Annotated in this window: 13 protein-coding genes; 8 read left to right on the top strand and 5 right to left on the bottom strand. The window is 73.4% G+C overall.

Annotated features, from left to right (window positions below; genetic code table 11):
- Positions 1-8: 8 nt before the first annotated feature.
- Both ADK36_RS01935 and lanKC read right to left on the bottom strand, forming a co-directional pair.
- Positions 9-119, bottom strand: a complete 111-nt coding sequence (locus ADK36_RS01935; RefSeq protein ID WP_048578973.1) for a SapB/AmfS family lanthipeptide — start codon at positions 117-119, stop codon at positions 9-11.
- 47 nt (positions 120-166) lie between these two features.
- A complete protein-coding gene (lanKC, locus tag ADK36_RS01930) occupies positions 167-2,836 on the bottom strand; it encodes a class III lanthionine synthetase LanKC (protein ID WP_048578972.1) in 2,670 nt (889 codons plus the stop codon).
- A 188-nt stretch (positions 2,837-3,024) separates the two neighbouring features.
- On the opposite strand from lanKC, the gene ADK36_RS01925 reads away from it, so the two are divergent.
- From ADK36_RS01925 to ADK36_RS01905, 5 genes are all read left to right on the top strand, one after another.
- The gene (locus ADK36_RS01925) at positions 3,025-5,481 is read left to right on the top strand and encodes a SpoIIE family protein phosphatase (RefSeq protein ID WP_048578971.1); all 2,457 of its coding nucleotides are present in this window, start codon (positions 3,025-3,027) and stop codon (positions 5,479-5,481) included.
- Between the two features lie 94 nt (positions 5,482-5,575).
- Complete coding sequence (locus ADK36_RS01920; protein ID WP_048578970.1) at positions 5,576-6,643, top strand: glucose-1-phosphate thymidylyltransferase; 1,068 nt, start codon at positions 5,576-5,578, stop codon at positions 6,641-6,643.
- Positions 6,640-7,629 carry a dTDP-glucose 4,6-dehydratase gene (rfbB, locus tag ADK36_RS01915; RefSeq protein ID WP_048578969.1) on the top strand — a complete coding sequence of 330 codons (990 nt, stop codon included), beginning with the start codon at positions 6,640-6,642 and terminating at the stop codon, positions 7,627-7,629. Before ADK36_RS01920 ends, rfbB begins: the two co-directional genes overlap by 4 nt.
- Positions 7,626-8,507 (top strand): dTDP-4-dehydrorhamnose reductase, encoded by an 882-nt coding sequence (gene rfbD / locus ADK36_RS01910; protein ID WP_053196007.1) that lies wholly within the window; start codon positions 7,626-7,628, stop codon positions 8,505-8,507. Before rfbB ends, rfbD begins: the two co-directional genes overlap by 4 nt.
- Positions 8,494-9,300, top strand: a complete 807-nt coding sequence (locus tag ADK36_RS01905; RefSeq protein WP_048578967.1) for a methyltransferase type 11 — start codon at positions 8,494-8,496, stop codon at positions 9,298-9,300. The genes rfbD and ADK36_RS01905 overlap by 14 nt, the downstream gene beginning before the upstream one ends.
- Here the strand turns inward: ADK36_RS01905 and rfbC are convergent.
- Together rfbC and ADK36_RS01895 are read right to left on the bottom strand one after the other, a co-directional pair.
- Positions 9,291-9,893, bottom strand: a complete 603-nt coding sequence (rfbC, locus tag ADK36_RS01900) for a dTDP-4-dehydrorhamnose 3,5-epimerase (RefSeq protein WP_048578966.1) — start codon at positions 9,891-9,893, stop codon at positions 9,291-9,293. The genes ADK36_RS01905 and rfbC overlap by 10 nt on opposite strands.
- 4 nt (positions 9,894-9,897) lie before the next feature.
- Positions 9,898-11,832 (bottom strand): glycosyltransferase family 2 protein, encoded by a 1,935-nt coding sequence (locus ADK36_RS01895; protein ID WP_048578965.1) that lies wholly within the window; start codon positions 11,830-11,832, stop codon positions 9,898-9,900.
- Between the two features lie 172 nt (positions 11,833-12,004).
- Between ADK36_RS01895 and ADK36_RS01890 the strand changes: the two genes are divergently transcribed.
- On the top strand, positions 12,005-12,505 hold the full coding sequence (locus ADK36_RS01890) for a metallophosphoesterase family protein (protein ID WP_048578964.1): 501 nt from the start codon (positions 12,005-12,007) through the stop codon (positions 12,503-12,505).
- Between the two features lie 9 nt (positions 12,506-12,514).
- On the opposite strand, the gene ADK36_RS01885 is transcribed toward ADK36_RS01890, so the two are convergent.
- Positions 12,515-13,612: an XdhC family protein gene (locus tag ADK36_RS01885; RefSeq protein ID WP_053196005.1), complete on the bottom strand. Its 1,098-nt coding sequence runs from the start codon at positions 13,610-13,612 to the stop codon at positions 12,515-12,517.
- 273 nt (positions 13,613-13,885) lie between these two features.
- Between ADK36_RS01885 and ADK36_RS01880 the strand changes: the two genes are divergently transcribed.
- Together ADK36_RS01880 and ADK36_RS01875 are read left to right on the top strand one after the other, a co-directional pair.
- Positions 13,886-14,488, top strand: a complete 603-nt coding sequence (locus ADK36_RS01880) for a nucleoside deaminase (protein ID WP_234329622.1) — start codon at positions 13,886-13,888, stop codon at positions 14,486-14,488.
- Between the two features lie 75 nt (positions 14,489-14,563).
- On the top strand, positions 14,564-22,648 hold the full coding sequence (locus ADK36_RS01875) for a type I polyketide synthase (RefSeq protein ID WP_053196003.1): 8,085 nt from the start codon (positions 14,564-14,566) through the stop codon (positions 22,646-22,648).
- Positions 22,649-22,819: the final 171 nt, after the last annotated feature.

Genomic DNA, 22,819 nt, shown 5'->3' with positions numbered 1-22,819 from the left:
CAGATCCGTCAGAGACAGAGCGTGATGCTGGCCTGGCTGGCGCACAGCAGCAGGCTCGCGACGCTCCCGCCGCCGGTGTACTCCTCGGTCTCCATCGTCTGCAGGTCGAGCAGTGCCATCTCGTTGTCCTCTCATTCCGTGGGGACGGGGTTGTGTCACGACTCCGTCAGGATGCGGAGCCGCGTTCTGGGGGCCGCGGTGGCGGCGGGAGGAAGGGCAGGTGGGCCGGGGCCGCGCCGCCCGAGTCGGCGGCGAGGGCCGCTCCGAGCGCGAGCAGGCACCCGGCCGTTCCGGTGCCCAGGTCCATGGAGAGCCGCATCATCTGGTGCCCGGGGAAAGCCAGTTGGCCCTGGTAGGACATCGCGTACCAGCCGAGCCCGGCGATCTGCCCGGCCAGCCGGTCCGTGTCCGCGCCCGGTGCCGTCGTGCGGCTGAGGTGGAGGATCATCCCGGCACGTCCCTGGAAGAGGCCGGGCTGAGCGTAGAAGCGGGAGGTGGCGGCGGTGAGGATGCCGGAGCGGGCTCGTTCGAGGGCGTCGGTGCCGGCACCCGCGTGAGCGAGGTAGTCGTCGAGGACCATCCCCACCCCGACACTTCCGTCCCCCAGATAGGGCATGGTCCGCCAGCCCTCGTCGACCTCCAGCGAGCCGCCCTTCTGCTCGACGCAGCACGCCAGGTCCTGGCGCAGCGCCTCACCGGCCGCGTCCAGCAGCCGGCCGTCGCCGGTCCGTTCGTACTGCCGCAGCAGGAACAGCGCGGGTCCGCTCGCCCCCCTCATCAGTCCGGCGCGTGGCCGGGGCCCGGACGGGGGCGGTGCCGCGAGGCGCCGTACGAGGATGTCCGCGGCCTCCGCCGCCCGCTCGCGCAGCTCCGGCTCGCCCGTGGCGTCCGCCAGGCCGCCGAGGACCAGGCCCAGCCCGGCGAGCCCGCCGCGCAGGTCGGAGGAGAGACGCCGCCACCGCTCGTTCAGGATCGTGTCGACCAGATCCAGGGCGCGCTGCCGGTGACCGAGCAGGTCCAGGACGTGGGCCACGCCCGCGAGTCCGTCGTACAGGCCCAGCGCGGCGCCGATCGGCGGTGGGTCGGTGCGGTCGAGCAGCCAGCGCTCACCCTCGTCGTAGCGCTCGGCGCCGGTCGCGGCCAGGGCGCACAGCACGCCGGCCGCGCCGTGCGCCAGGCCCAGTCCGCCGCCGTCGGAGAACTGGGCGACGTCGCCGGGAAAGAGCCGGTCCTCGCGCTCCGGAGTGGCCGAGGCGAGCAGCGCCTTGACCATCGAGTCGCGGCTGTAGGGCCAGTCGCCGGGCTCGACGAAGGACGCGGCGACCGAGCGCGCGGTGGACGGCGGGGGCGCGGTGGTGCCACCCTGCCCGGCCCCACCCCTCCGGGGGCCGGACAAGTCCCGGCCGATCTCGGCGACCGCCTCGTCCAGGAATTCCCTAGGCACGTCCGGGAACTGACCCGCGATCACGTCCGCCAGGTGCGCCGCCTTGTCGCGGTCCACCACGAACAGCGAGGTGATGGGAAGGAACATCGCCAGCCGCAGACAGGCCAGCGCATAGCGGTCGACGTCCGCGCCCCTGCGGTCGGCCGGGGCCAGGAAGCCGGGGTGGGCGACGACCTGGCGGCCGTTCTCCCCGACCGGGGCCGCCGCCTCGAAGTCGATCAGGAACACCGACTCGTCGTCGGGGGCGACCATGATGTTGAAGACGTGCAGGTCGTTGAAGACGATCCCGCGCTCGTGCACCGCCTCCACCGCACGCTCGACCGCCCGATGGATGCGCAGCGCCCAGGCCGTGTAGTCGGCCACGGCGCACGGATCGGGGTCCGGGCCGATCAGCGGATGCCGTTCGGCGAAGAAGGAGTTGAGGGGGCGCCCTTCCACGAAGTCCATGACCAGGAAGGTGTGGTCGCCCAGCTGGAACCGGTCGCGCACCTCGGGCACCACGCCGGTCCCCGCCAGCCGCTCCAGCGCGTGCCGCTCCCGCTCCAGGCGGGCCACGGCGTCCGCGCCGTCGGCTGCGAGCCCCGCGTGCGGCCGGCCCTCCTTCAGGACGACCTTGCGTCCGTCCCGGGTGTCGGTGCCCGCGTACACCCCGCCGCCGTTGGAGAAGTGCAGCGCCTTCTCGATGCGGTACGGCAGTTCGCCGACCGTCGTGGCGTTGCGGGCCGCCAGCTGCGGCGCGAGGAACGCGGGCAGCGTCACCCACTCCGGCACCTGGAAGGACGGCGTCCGCAGGTCCGGCACCAGCTGCCCGGCGCCGTCCCGCACCGCCGGCACCAGAGAACCGCGGTCGTCGACGACGAAGAGGCGGGCGAAAGCGCCGTAGCGGACGTACAGCGGACCGTCCTCCCAGCGCAGATCGGTGAGGATGTACGGCCCCTCGAACCCTTCCAGCAGCCGTCCCAGCTCGCGCAGCACCAGGTGGAGCTGCTCCTCGTCGGCCGGGTAGACGGTGACGAACTTGCCGCTGGAGTCGCGGCCCGCGTACTTGGCGTTGCGCAGGTGCAGCAGGTGCGGGCCGGGAACGAACTTGAACGCGATGCCCCGCGGCACGCAGTAGTCCCACACGATCCGCGCGATCTTCCCCGCGTTCGCCAGGGTGGCCGAGACATGGATCTTCCAGCCCTGGGCCGGGCCCGGCAGCGGAACGCCGTCCGGGCCGACCGGCGTCAGCGTCAGCCAGTCGCCGATCCGCGCCGCCGTCCAGCCCTCGGGGACCTCGCGCCGTGCCGTCTCGTACAGACGCCCGGTTCCCTGCCGGTCGGCGGACAGCCGGTCCGGCGTCTCGTAGAAGTGCGGGTCGGCGAGCGCGTACACCTCGTAGCGCTTGTCCATTCGTCCCCCTCCGCTGGCCCGGCACCGAGACTTCCAGCGATGCGACGGCTACGGACAGTCACGACTGTCACGAGATCACCGTGCGGAACGCATGCGTCAAGTCATGTTCGGTGCCTTTCGAGCATCGGGCTGCTCATTGCTCCACGGAACGCTCACAGGGGCTGCGCAGGTGTCTCATAAGCGCTGTAATGGCGGACGTGGTCGGTGAGGGCGCTGTGGAGCGCGGAACGAGAAGGCTGCGTGCAGAAGTTGCCCTCAAGACGGTCGTCGCCGACCCGGAGGCGCCGCAGCGACTGCGCCGGGTGCTGGAGCAGGCGCTCGTCTTCAGCGCGGCGACACTCGCCGCCGTGTACGCGCCCGGCGAGGACGAGGACCTGCTCTGCCTGGTCGAGTCCGCCGGTGTGCCGAGGACGCTCTACGGGCTGCGCGACAGCTACCCGCGCTCCGGCCGCTCCGCGACGGCCGACGCCCTGCGCACCGGACACCCGGTGTGGCTCGGCCCGGCGGAACTGGCCGCCGGCGCGGAGTCCCGCCGCGCACCCGCCCGGGACTTCTTCGTGGCGGCCCTGCCCACCCCCGGCGCCGAGGACGGCGGCTGCCTGCTGGCCGTGAGCGAGCGCCCCGGCGGCTTCGACGCCGACGACCGCGCCTGCCTGGCACTGGTCGCCGAGGCCGTCGCCGTCCCCGTCCGGCCCGCCGCGGCCGAACGGGGCGAGCTGCCGGCCAACGCGTTCAGCCTCGCCATGGACACCGGCCGGGTCGAGGTCGGCGACGACATCCTGGCGCTGTTCGGCCTCGGCCCGAACGCCTTCGACGGCAAGGTCGAGACCCTGCTCGGCCTGACCGTCCCGGAGGACCTGCCGTCGCTGATGTCCGTCGTCGAGGCCGGCCACACCTCGCTCGGCGACCGCGAGCTGGAGTTCCGGGTCCTCCAGCCGGCCGGCCCGCCCAGGTGGCTCCGGCTGCGCGGCCGCCTCCTGCCCGGCGGCGAGGGCCTCCCGGCCCGTCTCGTCGGCACCGTCGCCGACGCCTCCACGCTGCGCGCCGAGGTCACCGACGTGGCCCGTGTGCAGCGGCTCGCCGCCGCCCTCGCCGTCGCCGGCACCGTCCGCGACGTCAGCCACGCCGTCGTCACCGCCCTGCGCAAGCCGCTGCGCGCCGACCGCATCGCCCTCGCCGAGCTGGAGAACGACCGTCTCGTCGTCACCGTCCTCGACCCGCCCGAACCCGAGTCCTGGCCGGAGCTGTGGCGCCTGGAGTGGCGTACGGAATGGCCCGACGCGCCCGTGCGCGCCATGCCCACCCTCGCCGCCGCCCTGCGCGAGGGCCGCGCCCAGATCTGGCCCGCCGGCACCCCGCTGGAACCGGCCCTCGCCGACGTCGGCCCCGGCGGCCTGGCCGTCCTGCCGCTGCCCGCCGGGGGCCGTATGGCCGGCGCCTGTCTGATCGGCTGGGACGCCCCGCACGAGTTCGGCCCCGACGAGCGCGCCCTGCTCACCGCCTCCGCCGGCCTCGCCGGCCAGGCCCTCTCCCGCGCCCACGCCTTCGACGCCGAGCACGAACTCGTCGGCATGCTCCAGCGCCAGCTGCTGCCGCGCCGCCTGCCCCGGCTGCCCGGCGCGGAGGCCGTCGCCCGCTATCTGCCCACCACGGCGGGGCTGGAGGTCGGCGGCGACTGGTACGACGTGATCCCGCTGCCCGACAACCACGTGGCCCTCGTCATCGGCGACGTCCAGGGGCACAGCGCGGCCGCCGCCACCCTCATGGGCCAGATGCGCACCGCGCTGCGCGCCTACGCCGCCGAGGGGCACCCGCCGGACGTGGTGGTCCACCACGCCAACCGCCTCCTCATGGACATGGAGACCGACCTCTTCGCCACCTGCTGCTACGTCGACGTCGACCTGGAGGAGGGCACCGCCTGGTGCGTGCGCGCCGGTCATCTCCCGCCGGTGCTGCGGCACCCGGACGGAACCACCGAGATCGCCGAGGCCGAGGGCGGCCCACCGCTCGGCGTGCTGCGCGAGGCCGACTTCCCGATGAGCCCGATCGGGCTCCGCCCCGGCACCGTGGTCACCCTCACCACCGACGGCCTCGTCGAGTCCGCCGACGCCGACATCGACACCGGCATGGACCGGCTCGCCCGCGACCTCGCCCGCTCCGACCCCGCCCACCTCGGCCTCGTCGCCGACGCCCTGCTCGTGGACGCGCGCCGCAGCGACGACATCGCCCTGCTCCTGATGCGCTACGACGGCATGGCCGTACGCCCGCTCCGGGAGAGCTGGACGGTGTGGCGTGTTCCCGAGGCCGTCGGCCACGCCCGCCGCTTCACCCGGCGCACCCTGCGCACCTGGGGCGTGCCGCCGCCGGGCCTGGACGCCGTACTGCTCGTCGTCTCCGAACTCGTCACCAACGCCCTGGTGCACACCGACGGCAGGGTCCGCCTCGACCTCATCCTCGTCAACCACCGGTTGCGCGTGGCGGTCGCCGACTTCTCGCCCCGCACGCCGGTCAAGCCGGCCAGCATCAGCTGGGAGGCCACCGGCGGCCGCGGCATCCTCCTCGTCGAGGCCATGGCGGCGGAGTGGGGAACGGTGCCGGTCAGTGGCGGAAAACAGGTGTGGTGCGAGATCGCGCTCGGCGGCTGAAGGCGGATCCCGATCGACGACCGCAGCCACGGCCGTCACGAACGAGCCCGTCCCGGGACCGTCAAATCGGCGGAATCGGGGCTAAGGTGAACCGATGAAGGCTCTCGTGCTGTCCGGCGGCGCCGGTACGCGCTTGAGGCCGATCACGCACACTTCGGCCAAACAGCTCGTCCCGGTGGCCAACAAGGCCGTGCTCTTCTACGGGCTGGAATCCATCGCCGCGGCCGGCATCACCGAGGTCGGTGTGATCGTCGGGGACACCGCCGCGGAGATCCAGGACGCCGTCGGTGACGGTGCCAAGTTCGGTCTGCGGATCACCTACATACCTCAGGAACGCCCCCTGGGCCTGGCCCACGCCGTGCTCGTCGCGCGTGACTACCTGGGCGACGACGACTTCGTGATGTACCTCGGCGACAACTTCATCGTCGGCGGAATCACCGGCCTCGTCGAGGAGTTCCGCCGCAACCGCCCCGACGCCCAGATCCTGCTCACCCGCGTTCAGGACCCGCGCTCCTTCGGCGTCGCCGAACTCGACGACGCGGGCCAGGTCATCGGCCTGGAGGAGAAGCCCGAGCACCCCAAGAGCGACCTCGCCCTGGTCGGCGTCTATCTGTTCACGCCGGTGATCCACGACGCGGTCCGCGCCGTCACACCGTCCTGGCGCGGTGAGTTGGAGATCACCCACGCCATCCAGCACCTGATCGACGCCCGCGCCGACGTGCGCTGCACGGTCATCAAGGGCTACTGGAAGGACACCGGGAACGTCGCCGACATGCTGGAGGTCAACCGGACCGTCCTGGAGGGCCTTACGCGCCGCATCGACGGCGACGTCGACGAGGCGTCGGAGACCGTCGGACGCGTCATCGTCGAGGAGGGGGCGCGCATCGTCAACTCGCGCATCGTCGGCCCCGCCGTCGTCGGCACCGGCACCGTCGTCGAGGACTCCTACGTGGGCCCCTTCACCTCCATTGCGGAGAACTGCCGTATCACCGACAGCGAGTTGGAGTTCTCCATCGTGCTGCGGGACTCCTCGATCGACGGGGTGGGCCGGATCGAGTCCTCGCTCATCGGCCGGCACGTCGAGGTCACGCCCGCGCCCAGTGTCCCCAGCGCCCACCGCCTCGTCCTCGGAGACCACAGCAAGGTGCAGATCCACACATGAACCTTCTCGTCACCGGCGCCGCCGGCTTCATCGGCTCGGCCTACGTCCGCACACTGCTCGCCCGCGACGCACCCGACGCACCCGAGGCGCCGCGCGTCACGGTGCTGGACAAGCTCACCTACGCCGCCACCCTGGACAACCTCGAACTCGACCACCCCCGGCTGGAGTTCGTGCACGGCGACATCCGGGACGCCGAACTGGTCGACAAGCTGATGGCCGAGGCCGACCAGGTGGTGCACTTCGCCGCCGAGTCCCATGTGGACCGTTCGATCACCGGCGCCGCCGACTTCGTCCTCACCAACGTGCTCGGCACCCAGACCCTGCTTGACGCCGCCCTGCGCTACCGCGTCGCCCCCTTCGTGCACATCTCGACGGACGAGGTCTACGGCTCCGTCGAGACCGGCTCGGCCACCGAGGAGGACCCCCTGCGCCCCAGTTCGCCCTACTCCGCCTCCAAGGCATCCTCCGACCTGCTCGCCCTCGCCTACCACCGCACCCACGGCCTGGACGTCCGCGTCACCCGCTGCTCCAACAACTACGGCCCCCACCAGTTCCCCGAGAAGGTCGTCCCGTTGTTCATCACCAACCTCCTCGACGGGGAGCAGGTGCCCCTCTACGGCGAGGGTCTCAACGTCCGCGACTGGCTGCACGTCGACGACCACTGCCACGGCGTCGAACTCGTCCGCACCAAGGGCCGCCCCGGCGAGGTCTACAACATCGGCGGCGGCACCGAGTTGAGCAACAGGGACCTCACCGCGCTGCTGCTGCACGCGTGCGGCGCCGACTGGGACAAGGTCCGGCACGTCGAGGACCGCAAGGGCCACGACCTGCGCTACTCCGTCGACTGGACCAAGGCCCGCACCGAACTCGGCTACCGGCCCCGCCACGACTTCGCCTCCGGCCTCGCCGCCACCGTCGCCTGGTACCGCGACCGACGGTCCTGGTGGGAACCCCTCAAGCGGCGCCTCGACGGGGAGCACGGATGAGGTGGCTGGTCACCGGCGCGGGCGGCATGCTCGGCCACGACGTGGTCGGGGAACTCCGCGCGCGCGGCGAGCAGGTGGCCGGCCTCGACCACGCCGCCCTCGACGTCACCAGCCCCGAGTCCGTCGACCGCGCCCTCGCCGCGTACCACCCCGACGTGGTCGTCAACTGCGCCGCGTACACGGCCGTCGACGACGCCGAGAAGGACGAGGGCCGGGCCCTGCGCGTCAACGGCGACGGCCCGGGCCTCCTGGCCCACGTCTGCGCCGCGTACGGGGCCCGCCTGATCCAGGTCTCCACCGACTACGTCTTCGCCGGCGACGCCAAAGCCCCCTACCCCGAGAACCACCCCACCGCCCCGCGCACCGCCTACGGCCGCACCAAACTCGCCGGCGAGCGGGCCGTGCTGGACGAACTCCCGGCCACGAGTGCCGTCGTGCGCACCGCCTGGCTCTACGGCGTCCACGGCCGCAGCTTCGTCCGGACGATGATCGAACTGGAGGCCCGCCGGGACACCGTCGACGTCGTCGACGACCAGCGCGGCCAGCCCACCTGGAGCGCCGACGTCGCCGCGACGATCGCCGACCTCGGCCCGCGCGTCGGCCGCGACGCGACCGGCGTCTTCCACGCCACCAACGCCGGCGAGGCGAGCTGGTACGACCTGGCCCGCGAGGTGTTCACGCACCTCGGCGCCGACCCCGACCGGGTGCGCCCCGTCACCAGCGAGGCCTTCCCCCGGCCCGCCCCGCGCCCCGCGTACAGCGTCCTCGCGCACAGCCGTCGGCAGCGGCTGGGACTCGCGCGGCCACGGGACTGGCGCACCGTTCTGCACGAAGCACTGCCCCGGATCCGCAAGGAGGCCCTGCGTGAAACGCCATGAGTTCCTGCGGGAACTGCACAAGGTCGGCGGGAACCGCAACTACCTGGAGATCGGCGTCAACGACGGCCGCAGCCTCAAGCTCTCCCGCGTCCCCACCATCGCCGTCGACCCCGCGTTCAAGGTCGTCACGGAGATCCGCTGCGACGTTCATCTGGTCAAGGCCACCAGCGACGACTTCTTCGCCCGCGACAACCCGCTCATCCATCTCAAGGGCGGCCGTCACCCGCTGCGCAATCTGCGCCGGGGCCGCAGCCCGCTCGGGTACTGGCGGCGTGCCGTGCTCGACCTGTCGTTCATCGACGGCATGCACCTGTTCGAGTACGCGCTGCGGGACTTCATGAACATCGAGCGGCACTCCGACTGGACCAGCGTGATCGTCTTCGACGACATGCTGCCGCGCAACGTCGACGAGGCGGCCCGCGACCGGCACACGGGTGCGTGGACCGGTGACGTGTACAAGATTGCCGAGATCCTGGGCCGTTACCGCCCTGACCTGGTGACCGTACTCGTCGACACCCAGCCCACGGGGCAGTTGGTCGTCTTCGGGGCGGATCCTCGTAACAGGGTGTTGCGTGACCGGTATGACGAGATCGTCGCCGAGTACGACGTTCCCGATCCGCAGAAGGTCCCTGAGACGATCCTGGACCGGGCGGGGGCGGTGGCGCCCGAGGTGCTGGTCGGGGCGGGGTTCTGGCGGGCGCTGCGGCGGGCTCGGGCCATGGGGTTGGGACGGTCTCGGGGATGGGAGCCGTTGCGTGCCGCGGTCGAAGGGGTTGTCGAGCGTCAGACGTGACCGTTTCGCACCTGCTCGTAGTGGGCGTTGCAAGCCGCGTACGACGGCAGCAGCCCCGCCCTCTGCGCCTCTGCCAGCGTCGGTGCCTGCGCGTCCTTGGGGGACAGGACCGGTGGGAGGTCCTCGGGCCAGGCGATGGCCAGGTCGGGGTCGAGCGGGTGGATGCCGTGCTCGCGCTCCGGGGCGTAGCCCGTCGAGCACAGGTAGGCCACGGTGGCGTCGTCGGTGAGGGCCATGAAGGCGTGGCCGAGGCCCTCCGCGAGGAACACCGCGTGCCGGTTGTCGGCGTCGAGGCGCAGCGCCTCCCAGTGGGCGAAGGCGGGGGAGCCGACGCGAAGGTCGACCACCACGTCGAGGACGGCGCCGCGCAGACAGGTCACGTACTTGGCCTGCCCGGGCGGCACGTCCGAGAAGTGCACGCCACGCAGCACGCCCCGGCGGGAGACCGAGCAGTTGGCCTGTGCCAGGGACAGGTCGTAGCCGGTGGCCTCGCGGAACTCCGCACCGCGGTACCACTCGTGGAAACTGCCCCGGTCGTCCGGGAAGACCCTGGGCTCCAGCGCCCAGGCTCCCTCGATACGGAGCGCCCGCATGCCGTCACCCCCTCCGGGCCCGGCCCCGCAGCCGGGCCGCTGTTCGCCCCAGGGCCGTAGCGAGCCTGCGCCGCGCCCCGCGGACCAGCCGTCGCAGCGCACCGGGGCGGGGAGTCCGTCCCACGCGCACTCCGCCCGCGCCCGCGCGCAGGGTGAACGGCAGGGCGAGGTAGCGCGGCCCCGGCGTGCCGAGCGCCGCCCGCCAGGCCGCTCCCCGCAGTTCACCGAGGGGCAGCACGGCCTCCAGCAGCGCCCCGGACCCGTGCGGGGACAGGGCGGCCGGCACGTCATGGGTGGTGCCGGACGAGATGAGACGGAGCGACCCCTCGGTGCCCTCGTCGGGGACGTGCAGGGGGAGCGGCGCCCGCAGCCGGTCGCCCGAGACCGTGATGTCGTCCGGCGCGAGGGCGCCCAGCCCGACGCGGTGGGTCGCGCGGTCGACGTCCAGGGCGAGATGGGCCTGCGGTGAGGTCCAGTACGGCAGGACGACGTGGCCGCCGGACACGGCGGCGTACGGTGCGGGGCGGTTCGCCCGCGGGGCGGGGCCCAGGCGGCACTCCTTGGTCCAGCCGCCCAGCTTGACGCGGACGAAGGCGTCCCACAGGCCGGCACGGGTGAGGGCGGCGGGGTCGACGGTGGCGGTCGCGCGCAGCACCAGCCGGACCCGGCCGTCGTCGCCGGCCGGCACCTCCTCCCGGGTGAACTCCACCGGCTGGAAGTACGAGGCGCCACTGGCGCGCTCGCGCACCAGCAGGTCCGCGGTGGCCCGGCCGAACCGGGCCACGGTGTCGGCGGCCACCCAGGCGACGGCCGCGGCCAGGTCCTCGGGCGGGCCGTCGAGTGGCGTACGGGCCGTGCCTGCGGCGAAGGTCATCGGCTCACCGGCGGCGGAGTACTCGGCGGTGAAACCGACCCGCAGCGTGCCGTCCTCCCACACCACGCGCTCGGGGACGGCCGTGGGGGCGATACCGGCCTCCCACTCGGCGAAGCCCACGACGTCGTCGTACCGGTCGGCGGCGACCAGCGCGGCGACGACCTGCTGTGTCGGCTGGAGCCCGGCCGCGACGCCGGGCCCGAAGCGCTCGACGACGACCTGGTGGATCTCCTCGAACAGTTCCCGGCGGTAGTCCGCCGGCAGGGCGAGAAGCCGCCGACCGCGCATCCGCTCGACCATCTCCACCCGCAGCCAGCGCCGGAAGAGCCGGTCACGCAGCGCGCCCGGCTCGGTGTACCGCTCGACGACGTCCAGGGCCTCCCGGAGGTTCTTGAAATAGCCGCCGGGGTCGAAGCGCTGGAATCCGGCGTTCGAGGCGTCGTCCCGGCGGACGTGGAAGTAGCAGACGTAGTCGCTGAGTACCGAGACGTTGCTCGCACGCAGATACGCCTCCGTGACGAAGACGTGGTCCTCCAGCCGCCGTCTGCCCTCGGGGAAACGCAGACCGATGTCGTCGAGGAAGGCGCGGCGGAACATCTTGTGCGGGGTGAGGCTGTCGATCAGTGGTGTGTCGGCGACGGTGGCGCGGGGGTGGTTGCGGCGGAACAGCTCCACCGGCACGCCGCGGCCCTTGCCGGCCATCTTGCCGACCACGACGTCGGCGCCGTTGGCCACGCCGTAGTCGTACATCCGCTGAAGGGCCTCGTCACCGAGGTGGTCGTCGTTGTCCACGAACATCACGTACTCGCCCCGGGCGGCGGCGATGCCGACGTTGCGGGGCTTGCCCGACCAGCCCGAGTTCTCCTGGTGGATGACGGTCACCCGGGGTTCCGCGGCGGCGAGCGCGTCGAGCCGGGCGGGCGTGCCGTCGGTGGAACCGTCGTCGACGAAGATCACTTCGTACTCGTCCGGGGGCAGCGACTGCCGGAGCAGCGACGCGATGCAGTCCTCGACATAGGCCCCGGGGTTGTACACGGGGACGACCACGCTGACCTTGACCGGCATCGGTCTCCGAGCCCCCTAGGGGTCGCTGGGCGTTTGCGCCGGGTGTTTACGGCGGATTCCGGCGTTCGTGGCCAAATCCTAACCCTGTCACGCCTTTTGTCCACCGCTCAACAACCGATGCCCGGGCGTGGGGAACCGGCCGGAAGATCGTCCACGCCGGTAGCCTGACGGCGTGCGCCTGCTGCTGATGTCCGACACCCACCTGCCCAAGCGCGCCAAGGCGTTGCCCGAGGAGCTGCTCGCCGAACTCCCGCGCGCCGACGTGGTGTTCCACGCCGGGGACTGGGTCGACGCGGCCACGCTCGACCTGCTGGAGAGCCGAAGCGCCCGACTGGTCGCGGTCTACGGCAACAACGACGGACCGGAGCTGCGCGCCCGGCTCCCCGAGGTGGCGTACGTCGAGCTCGGTGGCCTGCGCTTCGGCGTGGTCCACGAGACCGGGCCGGCCCAGGGGCGTGAGGCGCGCTGCGCGGCCCGTTTCCCCGACGTCGACGTGCTGGTGTTCGGCCACAGCCACATCCCCTGGGACACCACGGCCCCCACCGGCCTGCGTCTGCTCAACCCCGGTTCCCCGACCGACCGCCGCCGCCAGCCCCACTGCACCTACCTGACCGCGACCGTGACCGAGGGGCGCCTCACGGACGTGGAACTGCACCGGTTGCCGCCACGCTGACGGCCGGCGTCAACGCGGATGGATCGCGCCGGCGGTCGCCGTCAGCGGGGCACCGCTGCCGCCCCAGCGCAGGGCGACGATCTCGGCGGCGACGGACACGGCGACCTCCTCGGGCGTACGGGCGCCGAGGTCGAGCCCGACCGGGGAGCGCAGCCGGGCCAACTCGCGCTCGCCGAGCCCGGCTTCGGCCAGCCGCCGCATCCGGTCGTCGTGCGTACGGCGGCTGCCCATCGCCCCGATGTACGCCGCCGGGCGGCGCAGTGCCTCATCGAGGAGCGGTACGTCGAACTTCGGGTCGTGGGTGAGCACGCAGATCACGGTGCGTTCGTCGGTTTCGGTACCGCTCAGGTAGCGGTGCGGCCAGTCCACGATCACCTCGACGCCCGCCGGGAAGCGTTTCGGGGTGGCGAAGACCGGGCGGGCGTCGCACACCGTGACCCGGTAGCCGAGGAAGTCGCCGATGCGGGCGACCGCGGCCGCGTAGTCGATCGCGCCGAACACCAGCATGCGCGGCGGCGGCGCGAAGGAGTGCAGGAAGACGGTGACCGCGTCCTCGCGGCGTTCGCCGTGCGGGCCGTAGTGCCGCAGACCCGTGGCGCCGAGGGCGAGTTCGCCGCGTGCGTCGGCCGTGACCGCCGCGTCCAGGCCGGGGGCGCCGAGCGTGCCGGCGATCCGGTCGGGCCACACGGCGAGCGTCGCTCCGCGCGGTGCGGGCCCGTCGGTGACTGTCGCCACGGTGGCCGGGCTACCCGCCGCGACCGACTCCGCGACCTCGCCGAAGGAGGGATCCGAGGCCGCCGTGACGGGACGCACCAGCAGTGTGATCTCGCCGCCGCAGGTGAGCCCCACTGCGAACGCGTCCTCGTCGCTGTACCCGAAGGTCTCCAGCCGCGCCTCGCCGCTCGCCACGACCTCCTGGGCGAGCTCGAACACGGCCCCCTCGACACAGCCGCCGGACACGCTGCCCACGACCTCGTCGTCCGGGCCCACCGCCATCGCGGCCCCCGGGTCGCGCGGCGCGCTGCGGCTGGTGGCGACCACCGTGGCGAGCCCGAACGGCACCCGGGCCGTGTACCAGGGGCCGATCACCGGGAGGATGTCACGCATGGCCGTGGGTACCTCCTCGCGATCTCGGCCGACGGGCGCATGGCCGCTTCCAGCAGTATCGACCTCGCGGCGGCGGAGGTCATGTGCGCCGACGCTCCCGGGCGGGCGCCCGGTCCGAGGTGACGGACGTGGAAGCCGACGCGCCGCGTGAGTCAGGGTCGCGCCGGACACGATCTGCGACGATTCGACTTCGTTCCGGAGTCGTCGGCGAAAGGTGAGGGCAAGCGCATGGACTCGGGCAGGCGTCGGTTCCTCGGCAGGTGCACAGCCGTGATGACGGGAGTCGCGGCGCCGTTCGCCCTTCCCCGGCCGGCGCTCCCCGAAAGCCACGCGGCCACGGACGTCGGTGCCGGTGCGAGCACCGCGACGGACCAGCGGACCGGCACCGGTCACGAGCGGTTCATGCGGCTGGCCGTCGAGCAGGCCCGAAGGAACCCCCGGTGGCCGTTCGGCGCGGTGATCGTCCACACCCGCACCGGCGACGTCCTGGGGAGCGGGGTCAACACCGGGGCGGACAGCCCGTTGCTGCACGGCGAGGTGGTCGCCATGAACGACTACGTGCGGCGGCACGGCAACCAGGGCTGGGCCGACACCACCCTCTACACCACGGGTGAGCCCTGCTCGATGTGCATGAGCGCGATGGCGTGGGCGAATCTGCGGCGCGTCGTCTGGGCGAGCTCGATCGACGAGATCCGCCGCACCGGGGTCATCCAGATCGCCCTGTCCGCACGGGAGGTGGCCGCCGCCGCGCGGTCCTTCTACACCCCGGAGCTACTCCTCGGCGGTGTACTCGCGGATCACACCGACCACCTCTTCCAGCAGGCCCAACGGCTGCGCGAGAGGCACCCGGAGGCGCCCCGCGCCGAGGTGTCCTGAGTCGCTCCGGCCTCGGCCGCCCGTCCACGTAGGCTCAACATCGTTGCAGCGCGAGGGACTTGAAAGGGCGGGGACATGAGGCGTGACGACCTGATCAGGCCGGTGCCGGAACTGTTGAAGGAGCACGCCGCGCGGGCACCGCTGCGGATCGCCTACGCCGACTCCTCGCGCAGCGTCACCTACGCCGAGCTGGAGCGCCGCACGCGTGCGCTGGGGGCCTGTCTCACCCGGACGGGGCTGCGGCGCGGCGACCGCGTCGCCCTCTGCCTCGGCAACCGCGTGGAGACGGTGGAGAGTTGCCTGGCGGTGCTGCGGGCCGGGATGGTCGGCGTCCCGCTCAACCCACGGTCCTCCGACGCCGAGCTGGCCCACTTCCTCCGGGACAGCGGCGCCGCCTTCGTCATCACCGACGCCGCGCACCTCGCCCAACTGCGGCGCCTGGGGCCGCCGTACGACGGCCTGGGCGCCCTGGTCACCGGGAGCGGACCGGTAGCACCGGGTGGCGCCCAGCCGTTCGAGAGCGCGGCCGAGGGCGACGGGGCCGCGGAGATCGACATGCTCGGGCTCGACGATCCGGCCTGGATGCTGTACACGTCCGGCACCACCCACCGGCCCAAGGGCGTACTGTCCACGCAGCGGGCCGCGCTGTGGACCGTGGCCGCCTGCTACGCCCCGATCCTCGGCCTCTCGCCCGACGACCGACTGCTCTGGCCGCTTCCGCTGTTCCACAGCTTCAGCCACTCCCTGGCGATCCTGGGCGTGACGGCCGTGGGCGCGAGCGCCCGGATCGCCGGTGAGCTGCTGCCGCCCGGCGGGCTGTGGCAGGAACTGGTCACGGGGTACGAGGGGCTCGGCGGGCCCTTCACCATGCTGGCCGGCGTGCCCGCGACGTATCACCGGCTGGTCGACTCGGCCGGCGAGGCCCCGCAGGCGCCGCGGATGTGCGTCGTGGCCGGCGCGCCGAGCGGTCCCGCGCTGCGCGCCGCCGTGGCGGACACCCTGGGGACGCCGCTGCTCGACGCCTACGGCAGCACCGAGACCTGCGGCATGATCACGGTGAACCGGCCGGAAGGGCCCCGGGTCGACGGCTCCTGCGGGCTGCCGGTGCCGGGCGTTGACGTACGCCTCGTCGATCCGGGCAGCGGCGCGGACGTCCCGGACGGGGCCGAGGGCGAGGTCTGGGTGCGCAGCCCGGGCCTGATGACCGGCTACCACGAACAGCCCGAGGCGACGGCCGCCGCGCTGTGGGACGGCTGGTACCGCACCGGAGATCTCGGCCGCCGCGTCGAGCACGGCCATCTCCGGCTCACCGGCAGGGTCAGCGAGCTGATCATCCGCGGCGGCGAGAACATCCACCCGACGGAGATCGAACAGGCCCTGGCACAGTGTCCCGGAGTGGCCGACGCCGTGGTCGTGGGAGTGCCGCACGACGTGCTCGGCGAGGTGCCGGTCGCCTTCGTCGTACCGGGTCCGGGCGGTGTCGACACACGGCGGGTGCTCGCCCAGTGCCGCGCCCTGCTGGCCGACTACAAGGTGCCGACCGAGATCCGCGAGATCGCCGCCGTCCCGCGCACCGCGTCCGGCAAGATCGCCCGGCACGAGCTCGTCGTTCCCGCTGCGGTCCCCTCGGTCGCGGGCGAGATCCCGCACGCTGCCCCAACGCTCCCCACCGCCCTGCGGGAGAGGCTCCTGCCCCTCTCCCGCGACGACCAGGAGCGCGCGTTACGCGAGACGGTGCTCACCGAGACGGCCGAGGTCTGCCGGCGCGCGCCGGGCGACCTGCCGGACGCGGACAGCCCGTTCGTCGATCTCGGTCTGACGTCCGTCGGCGTGGTCGAGCTGGTGGACCGGCTCGGTGCGCTGACCGGGCTGAGCCTGCCGCCGACGCTCGTCTTCGACCGCCCGACGCCGGCCGCGGTGGCCCGGTACCTGCGTGCCGCACTCCTCGAGAACGAGCCCGTGGGGCAGCCGCACGCGTCCGACGCACAGAACCGGCCGTCGCCCGAGGACGATCCCATCGCGATCGTGGCCATGGGCTGCCGGTTTCCCGGCGACGTCACCTCGCCCGAAGAACTCTGGGAGTTGGTGGCACAGGGCCGGGACGCCGTCTCGGAGTTCCCCACCGACCGCGGCTGGGACCTGGACGCCCTGTACGACCCCGATCCCGACCGGGTCGGCACGTCGTACACGCGACATGGCGGATTCCTGCACCGGGCCGGGGAGTTCGACGCCGGGCTGTTCGGGATCTCGCCGCGCGAGGCGCTGGCGATGGATCCGCAGCAGCGGCTGCTCCTGGAGACGTCCTGGGAGGTGTGGGAGCGGGCCGGGATCGCCCCGGGGTCGCTGCGCGAGAGCGACACCGGCGTCTTCGTCGGCGTGATGTACGGCGACTACGCCACCCGCCTCACCCGCCCCCACGAACTGGAGGCGCACCTGGGCCTGGGCTCGACCGGCAGCGTGGCCTCCGGACGCATCTCCTACGTCTACGGTCTGCGCGGACCCGCGATCACGGTCGACACCGCGTGCTCGTCCTCGCTCGCGGCGCTGCACTGGGCGGCGCGGGCGCTGCGCTCGGGCGAGTGCTCGATGGCGCTGGCGGGCGGGGTCACGGTCATGGCGACACCCAAGCCGTTCCTGGTCTTCAGCCGGCAGCGCGGGCTGTCGCCGGACGGGCGCTGCAAGTCGTTCGCGGCGTCGGCCGACGGCACGGCCTGGGGCGAGGGCGTGGGACTCGTCCTGCTGGAGCGGTTGTCCGACGCACGGCGCAACGGCCATCCGGTCCTGGCCGTACTCCGCGGCTCCGCCGTCAACTCCGACGGCGCGTCCAACGGGCTCACCGCGCCCCACGGCCCGGCCCAGCGGCGGCTGGTCACCCAGGCGCTGGCGGACGCGGGGCTGCGCGGCGCCGACGTGGACGCGGTGGAGGCCCACGGTACGGGCACCCGGCTGGGCGACCCCATCGAGGCGCAGGCCATCCTCGCCACCTATGGACAGGGCCGCGAGGAGCCGCTGTGGCTCGGGTCGGTCAAGTCCAACCTCGGGCACACGCAGGCGGCGGCCGGAATCGCCGGCGTCATCAAGATGGTCCAGGCCATGCGGCACGGCGAACTGCCCCGCACCCTGTACGCCGACTCGCCCACACCGCACGTCGACTGGGCCTCCGGCCGGGTGGAACTGCTGACCGCGCCCCGGCCCTGGCCGGCCTCGGACCGCCCGCGGCGGGCGGGGGTCTCGGCCTTCGGGATCGGCGGGACCAACGCGCACGTGATCCTGGAGGAGGCGCCGCAGGGCGAGACGGCTGACGCTCAAGGGGCGGCGGACTCTCCGGACCCGGTCCTGTCGCCGCCCGTTCCCTGGCTGCTCTCCGCCGCCGACGAAACCGCCCTGCGCGCCCAGGCCCGACGGCTCGCGGCCGAAGCGGCGGCCCGGCCGGGCCTGGCGTCCGCCGACATCGGCTACTCCCTCGCCGTGTCGCGCTCCGCCCTCACCCACCGGGCGCTCGTGCCGGTCGGTGAGCGGGCGCGGATGCTGGACGCGCTCAGCGCGTTCGCGCAGGGCCGGGACGCACCCGGAGTCGTACGAGGACTGGCGGACCCGGAGATCCGTACGGCCTTCCTGTTCACCGGCCAAGGTGCCCAGCGTCCCCGGATGGGCGCGGAACTGCGCGCCGCCTTCCCCGCGTTCGCCGAAGCCTTCGACGAGGTCTGCGGGTACCTGGACGACCGTCTCCCACAGCCCCTGAGCGCGGTGCTGTCCGCCGGGCCGGGGTCACCGCAAGCGGCCCTCGTGGACCGTACGGACTTCGCGCAGGCCGGACTGTTCGCCTTCGAGGTGGCGCTGTTCCGGCTGCTCGCGTCGTGGGGTGTGCGAGCCGACCGCCTGGTGGGCCACTCCGTCGGCGAACTGTCCGCCGCGCATGTCGCCGGCGTGCTCGACCTGCCCGACGCGGCGGCACTCGTCGCCGCTCGCGGACGGTTGATGCGGGCGCTGCCCGAGGGCGGCACGATGGTGGCCCTGGACGCGACCGAGGAGGAAGTCGTCGCCGCGCTCGCGGAGTCCGGGGCGCGGGCGGCCGTCGCCTGCGTCAACGGGCCCCGTTCGGTGGTGATCTCGGGCGAGCGGGACGCGGTGCGCGCGGTCGCGGCCCGCTTCGAGGCGCGCGGCCGCAGGGCCGTACCGCTGCGGGTGAGTCACGCCTTCCACTCGCCCCTGATGGAGCCGATGCTCGACGAATTTCTGGATACCGCAAGGGAGTTGACCTTCCGGCCGCCGCGCATCCCGATCGTCTCCACTGTGACGGGCCGGCCCGCCGAGCCCGCGGAGCTGTGCTCGCCCGAGTACTGGGCGCGGCACGCCCGGCTGCCCGTGCGCTTCGCCGACGCCGTGCGCCGCCTCGCGGACGACGGGGTCTCGGCCTACCTGGAACTCGGTCCCGGGCCCGCACTCACCGCGGCGGCCCCGGACTCTCTGGCCGAGACGTCCACGACCGGCGCCGTTCTCGCCGTGGCCACACGAGGCGGCGCGTACGAACCGGAGACGCTCCTGGCGGCCGTGGCGCGGCTGCACGTGGCCGGGGCCGCCGTCGACTGGACGGCGGTGTACGCGGGTTCCGGCACGCGGCGCGTGGATCTGCCGACGTACGCCTTCCAGCGGCAGCGCTACTGGCTGGACGCACCGGGCCCCGCCGAGGTCGACGCGCAGCCGCTGCTGAGCCCGGCGTTCCCGGTCCCGGACACCGAACGGACGGTGCTGACCGGGCTGCTGTCCCTCGCGGCCCACCCGTGGCTGGCGGACCATGTCGTCGCCGGGAGGGTGATCGTGCCGGCGACGGTGTTCGTGGAGATGGCCGTGCGGGCGGGCGACGAGGTCGGCTGCGACGCCGTCGACGACCTCGTGATGCTGTCGCCGCTCGCCCTGCCAGGTTCCGCGGCCGTGCGGGTGCAGGTCGTGGTGGGCGCGCGGGACGGCGCGGGCCGGCGGCCGGTCGACATCTACTCCCGGCCGGAGCAGTCCACCGAGGACGCCCCGTGGACCCGGAACGTCACCGGTCAACTGGGCCGCGCACATGCGGCGGAGAGCGAGCCGGCTCCGTGGCCGCCCCAGGACGCCGAGGCGCTGGATCTCACCGACGCGTACGCCGCCCTCGCCGATGCCGGGCTCGCCTACGGCCCGGCCTTCCAGGGGGTCGGCGCGCTCTGGAGGCGCGGCGACGACATCTTCGCGGAGGTCCGGCTGCCCGCCCCGCACGCCTCGGAGGCGGGTCGCTTCGGGCTCCACCCGGCGCTGTTCGACGCCGCGTCGCACGCGCCGCTGCTGGCCGCGCCCGCCTCCGGCCCGGGCGGGGTGCGGGTGCCGTTCGCGTGGAGCGGGGTGAGTCTGCACGCCTCGGGAGCAACAGAGTTGCGGGTCGGTGTCACGTCGACGGGCCCGGACACGGTGTCGCTGACCCTCGCCGATCCGTCGGGCCGGCTCGTGGCGCGCGTGGAGTCACTGGCCATGAGGGAACTCCCGGCCGACCAGGCCGACATGACGGACCAGACGACGGAAAGCACGATGGACGACATCGTACGAAGGGCTCTGCTGCGCCCCGAATGGGTCGCCCTCGGCCTTCCCGGCGACGTCGATGAGGGCACCTGGGCGGTGCGCGGGCAGGACGAGCTGGACCTTGCCGCGTTCGTGCCCCGCCCGGCGAACCCGAACCCCGATTTCGTCGCCGTCACGGCCCTCGGCGCTGCGAGCGGCTGCGATCCGCTGCCGGACGTGCACGAGGTGGCCGGCAGGGTACTCACCACGCTCCAGGACTGGCAGGACGATCCGGGTACGGCGGGCTCAAGGCTGGTCGTGGTGACGCGGGACGCCACCGGGCCGGTGCCGGATCTGGCGGGTGCCGCGGTCTGGGGGCTGGTGCGTGCGGCGCAGTCGGAGCTGCCCGGCCGTGTCGTCCTGGTGGATGTGGACGGGCGGCCCGAGTCACTGCGGATGCTGCCGTCGGCGGTCGCCACCGGGGAGCCCCAACTCCGGGTGCGGGAGGGGCAGGTGGCGGTTCCGCGACTTGCGGCGGCCGGTGTCGCCTCGGACCCGGGGGCCGCCTTCGACGCGGAAGGCACCGTACTGATCACCGGAGGCACCGGCGCGCTGGGCGCGGAACTGGCACGTCACCTGGTCGCCGACCACGGCGTACGGCATCTGCTGCTGACCGGACGCCGTGGGCCGCACGCGCCCGGCGCCGAGGAACTGCGCCGCGAGCTGGCGGAGTCGGGCGCGCAGGCCGCCGTCGTCGCCTGTGACGCGGCCGACCGTGCCGCGCTGGCCGACGTGGTCCGGCGCTGCGAGCCGCCGCTGACCGCAGTGGTGCACGCCGCCGGGGTTCTCGACGACGGTGTACTGGACTCGCTCACCCCCGGGCGAATGGCGGCGGTGCTGCGGCCGAAGGCCGACGCGGCCTGGCATCTGCACGAACTGACCCGGGACATGGGGCTGTCGGCGTTCGTCGTGTTCTCCTCCGTCTCGGGTCTGCTGGGCCGGGCGGGCCAGGGCAACTACGCGGCCGCGAACGCGTTCCTCGACGCCCTCGCCCACCGCCGCGCCGCCGAAGGACTGCCGGCGCTCTCGCTGGCGTGGGGCCCGTGGGAGCATGCCGGCGGGATGGCGGCGGGACAGCCCGGGCAGCGCCCACCGTCACGCGACGTGCTCGTGCCGTTGTCCACGCAGCAGGGCCTGGCCCTGTTCGACGCCGCGGTGCGCTCGACGGAGCCGGTCCTGGCGCCGATCCTGCTGGACCGGGCGGCGCTCAGGTCCGGTGCGGGGCACCTGCCTCCACCGCTGCGCGGACTCGTCCGGCAGAGCCGGCCGGCCGCCGCGACCTCCGCCTTCGGTTCCGCCGGTTCGCCCGGGCAGTCGCCGGAGCCGGGAGCCTGGCGCAAGCGGCTGGCCCTCATACCCTCGGGAGAGCGGGAGGCTGCGCTCGTGGCGCTGCTGCGGGCCGACGTGGCCGCGGTGCTCGGATATCCGGACGGCGACGCGCTCCCGGCCGGGAGGGCCATGGCCGACCTGGGGTTCGACTCCCTGACCGCCGTGCAGATCCGCAACCGGCTGAGCACAGTGCTGGGGCTCCGGCTGTCGGCGGCGGTCGTGTTCGAGCACCGCACGGCCCAGGAGCTGGCCCGCCATCTGCTCGGCCTGGTGGAGGGCGAACCGGCCGCCGGGGCCGCCCCCGAGGCCGGTGTGACCGGGCGGCCCTCGTACAGCCTTTCCTCGCTGTTCCGGACAGTCAGCGCCGCCGGGCAGCCGGTGGCGGCGATGCACCTGCTCGTCACCGCGTCCTGGGCACTGCCCACCTTCGAGGCCGCCCACGGCCGCGAGCACGCTCTGCCCCCGGTCCGCCGCTCCCACGGCCGCTCCGGCTCGGGCTCCGGTTCCGGCTCCGCCTCCGGTTCGGGTCGCGACAGGCCGACGATCGTCTACTTCCCGGCCTACCGTCCCTCGCTCCCGTCGGACGGCGGAGACTTCCCTCGCTTCCACCGCGCCTTCCAGGACGAGCTGGACGTCCTGGAGTTTCCGCACCCGGGTATCGGCGCCGGTGCCGCCGTACCGGAGGACCGCGCCGCGCTGGCGCGTACGCAGGCCGAGAGCGTGCTGCGGCACGTCGGGGACGGGCCCTTCGTGGTCGTAGGACGGTCGGCGGGCGGCAACGTGGCGCATCTGGTGACCCACCGGCTGGAAAGCACGGGCCGGGCGCCCGAGGGCCTGGTGCTGCTGGACACGTACCACATCACGCCGGACAACAGCGGTACGGACTGGCTGCTGTCCCTGGCCGCCCCGGCACCGCGGGACACCCGGCCCACCGCACCCACCGGGCAACTCGTCCTCACCGGGGACGACGACACCGTCCTGGCCGCGATGGGGGCCTACAACAGGATCTTCCTCGGCTGGGACCCCGAGCCGCTCGCCACGCCCACGCTCCTCGTGCGCGCGCTGCGGCCCACGCCCGCCATGGCGGCCTCCGCGCACGCCGACGACTGGCGGACGTCCTGGCCGACGGATCACGACGTGGTGGACGTTCCCGGCGACCACCTGACGATGATGCAGGAACACGCGGAGACCACCGTGTCGGCGATCCGCGCCTGGATCGACGCACGAACGACGAAGGGCGACCAGTGAGGCGGGGCGCCGCCTCCAGCAGGTTTTGTTGAGCATTAATCCATTGCCTCGGCGGGTCCGGTCCTGCTGCACTGCACAGGATCCGCCGTCACGCGAAGAGGAGCAGCGATGCGCACTGCGTTCATGTCCACCCCGGAAGGAATGACCCCCTCACTCAAGGACATGACGCTT

This window comes from Streptomyces viridochromogenes (assembly GCF_001270495.1).
GTDB classification, from domain to species: Bacteria; Actinomycetota; Actinomycetes; order Streptomycetales; family Streptomycetaceae; genus Streptomyces; species Streptomyces viridochromogenes_A.
Note: the sequence above shows the minus strand (reverse complement) of the source record. Positions and strands in the feature narration are given on the sequence as shown.

Coding starts and splice junctions, on each gene's coding strand:
- rfbB (WP_048578969.1), top strand. CDS start 6,640: ATGAACCTTCTCGTCACCGGCGCCGCCGGCTTCATCGGCTCGGCCTAC.
- ADK36_RS01895 (WP_048578965.1), bottom strand. CDS start 11,832: ATGCCGGTCAAGGTCAGCGTGGTCGTCCCCGTGTACAACCCCGGGGCC.
- ADK36_RS01920 (WP_048578970.1), top strand. CDS start 5,576: ATGAAGGCTCTCGTGCTGTCCGGCGGCGCCGGTACGCGCTTGAGGCCG.
- ADK36_RS01880 (WP_234329622.1), top strand. CDS start 13,886: ATGACGGGAGTCGCGGCGCCGTTCGCCCTTCCCCGGCCGGCGCTCCCC.
- ADK36_RS01875 (WP_053196003.1), top strand. CDS start 14,564: ATGAGGCGTGACGACCTGATCAGGCCGGTGCCGGAACTGTTGAAGGAG.
- ADK36_RS01925 (WP_048578971.1), top strand. CDS start 3,025: ATGGCGGACGTGGTCGGTGAGGGCGCTGTGGAGCGCGGAACGAGAAGG.
- rfbD (WP_053196007.1), top strand. CDS start 7,626: ATGAGGTGGCTGGTCACCGGCGCGGGCGGCATGCTCGGCCACGACGTG.
- lanKC (WP_048578972.1), bottom strand. CDS start 2,836: ATGGACAAGCGCTACGAGGTGTACGCGCTCGCCGACCCGCACTTCTAC.
- rfbC (WP_048578966.1), bottom strand. CDS start 9,893: ATGCGGGCGCTCCGTATCGAGGGAGCCTGGGCGCTGGAGCCCAGGGTC.
- ADK36_RS01885 (WP_053196005.1), bottom strand. CDS start 13,612: ATGCGTGACATCCTCCCGGTGATCGGCCCCTGGTACACGGCCCGGGTG.
- ADK36_RS01935 (WP_048578973.1), bottom strand. CDS start 119: ATGGCACTGCTCGACCTGCAGACGATGGAGACCGAGGAGTACACCGGC.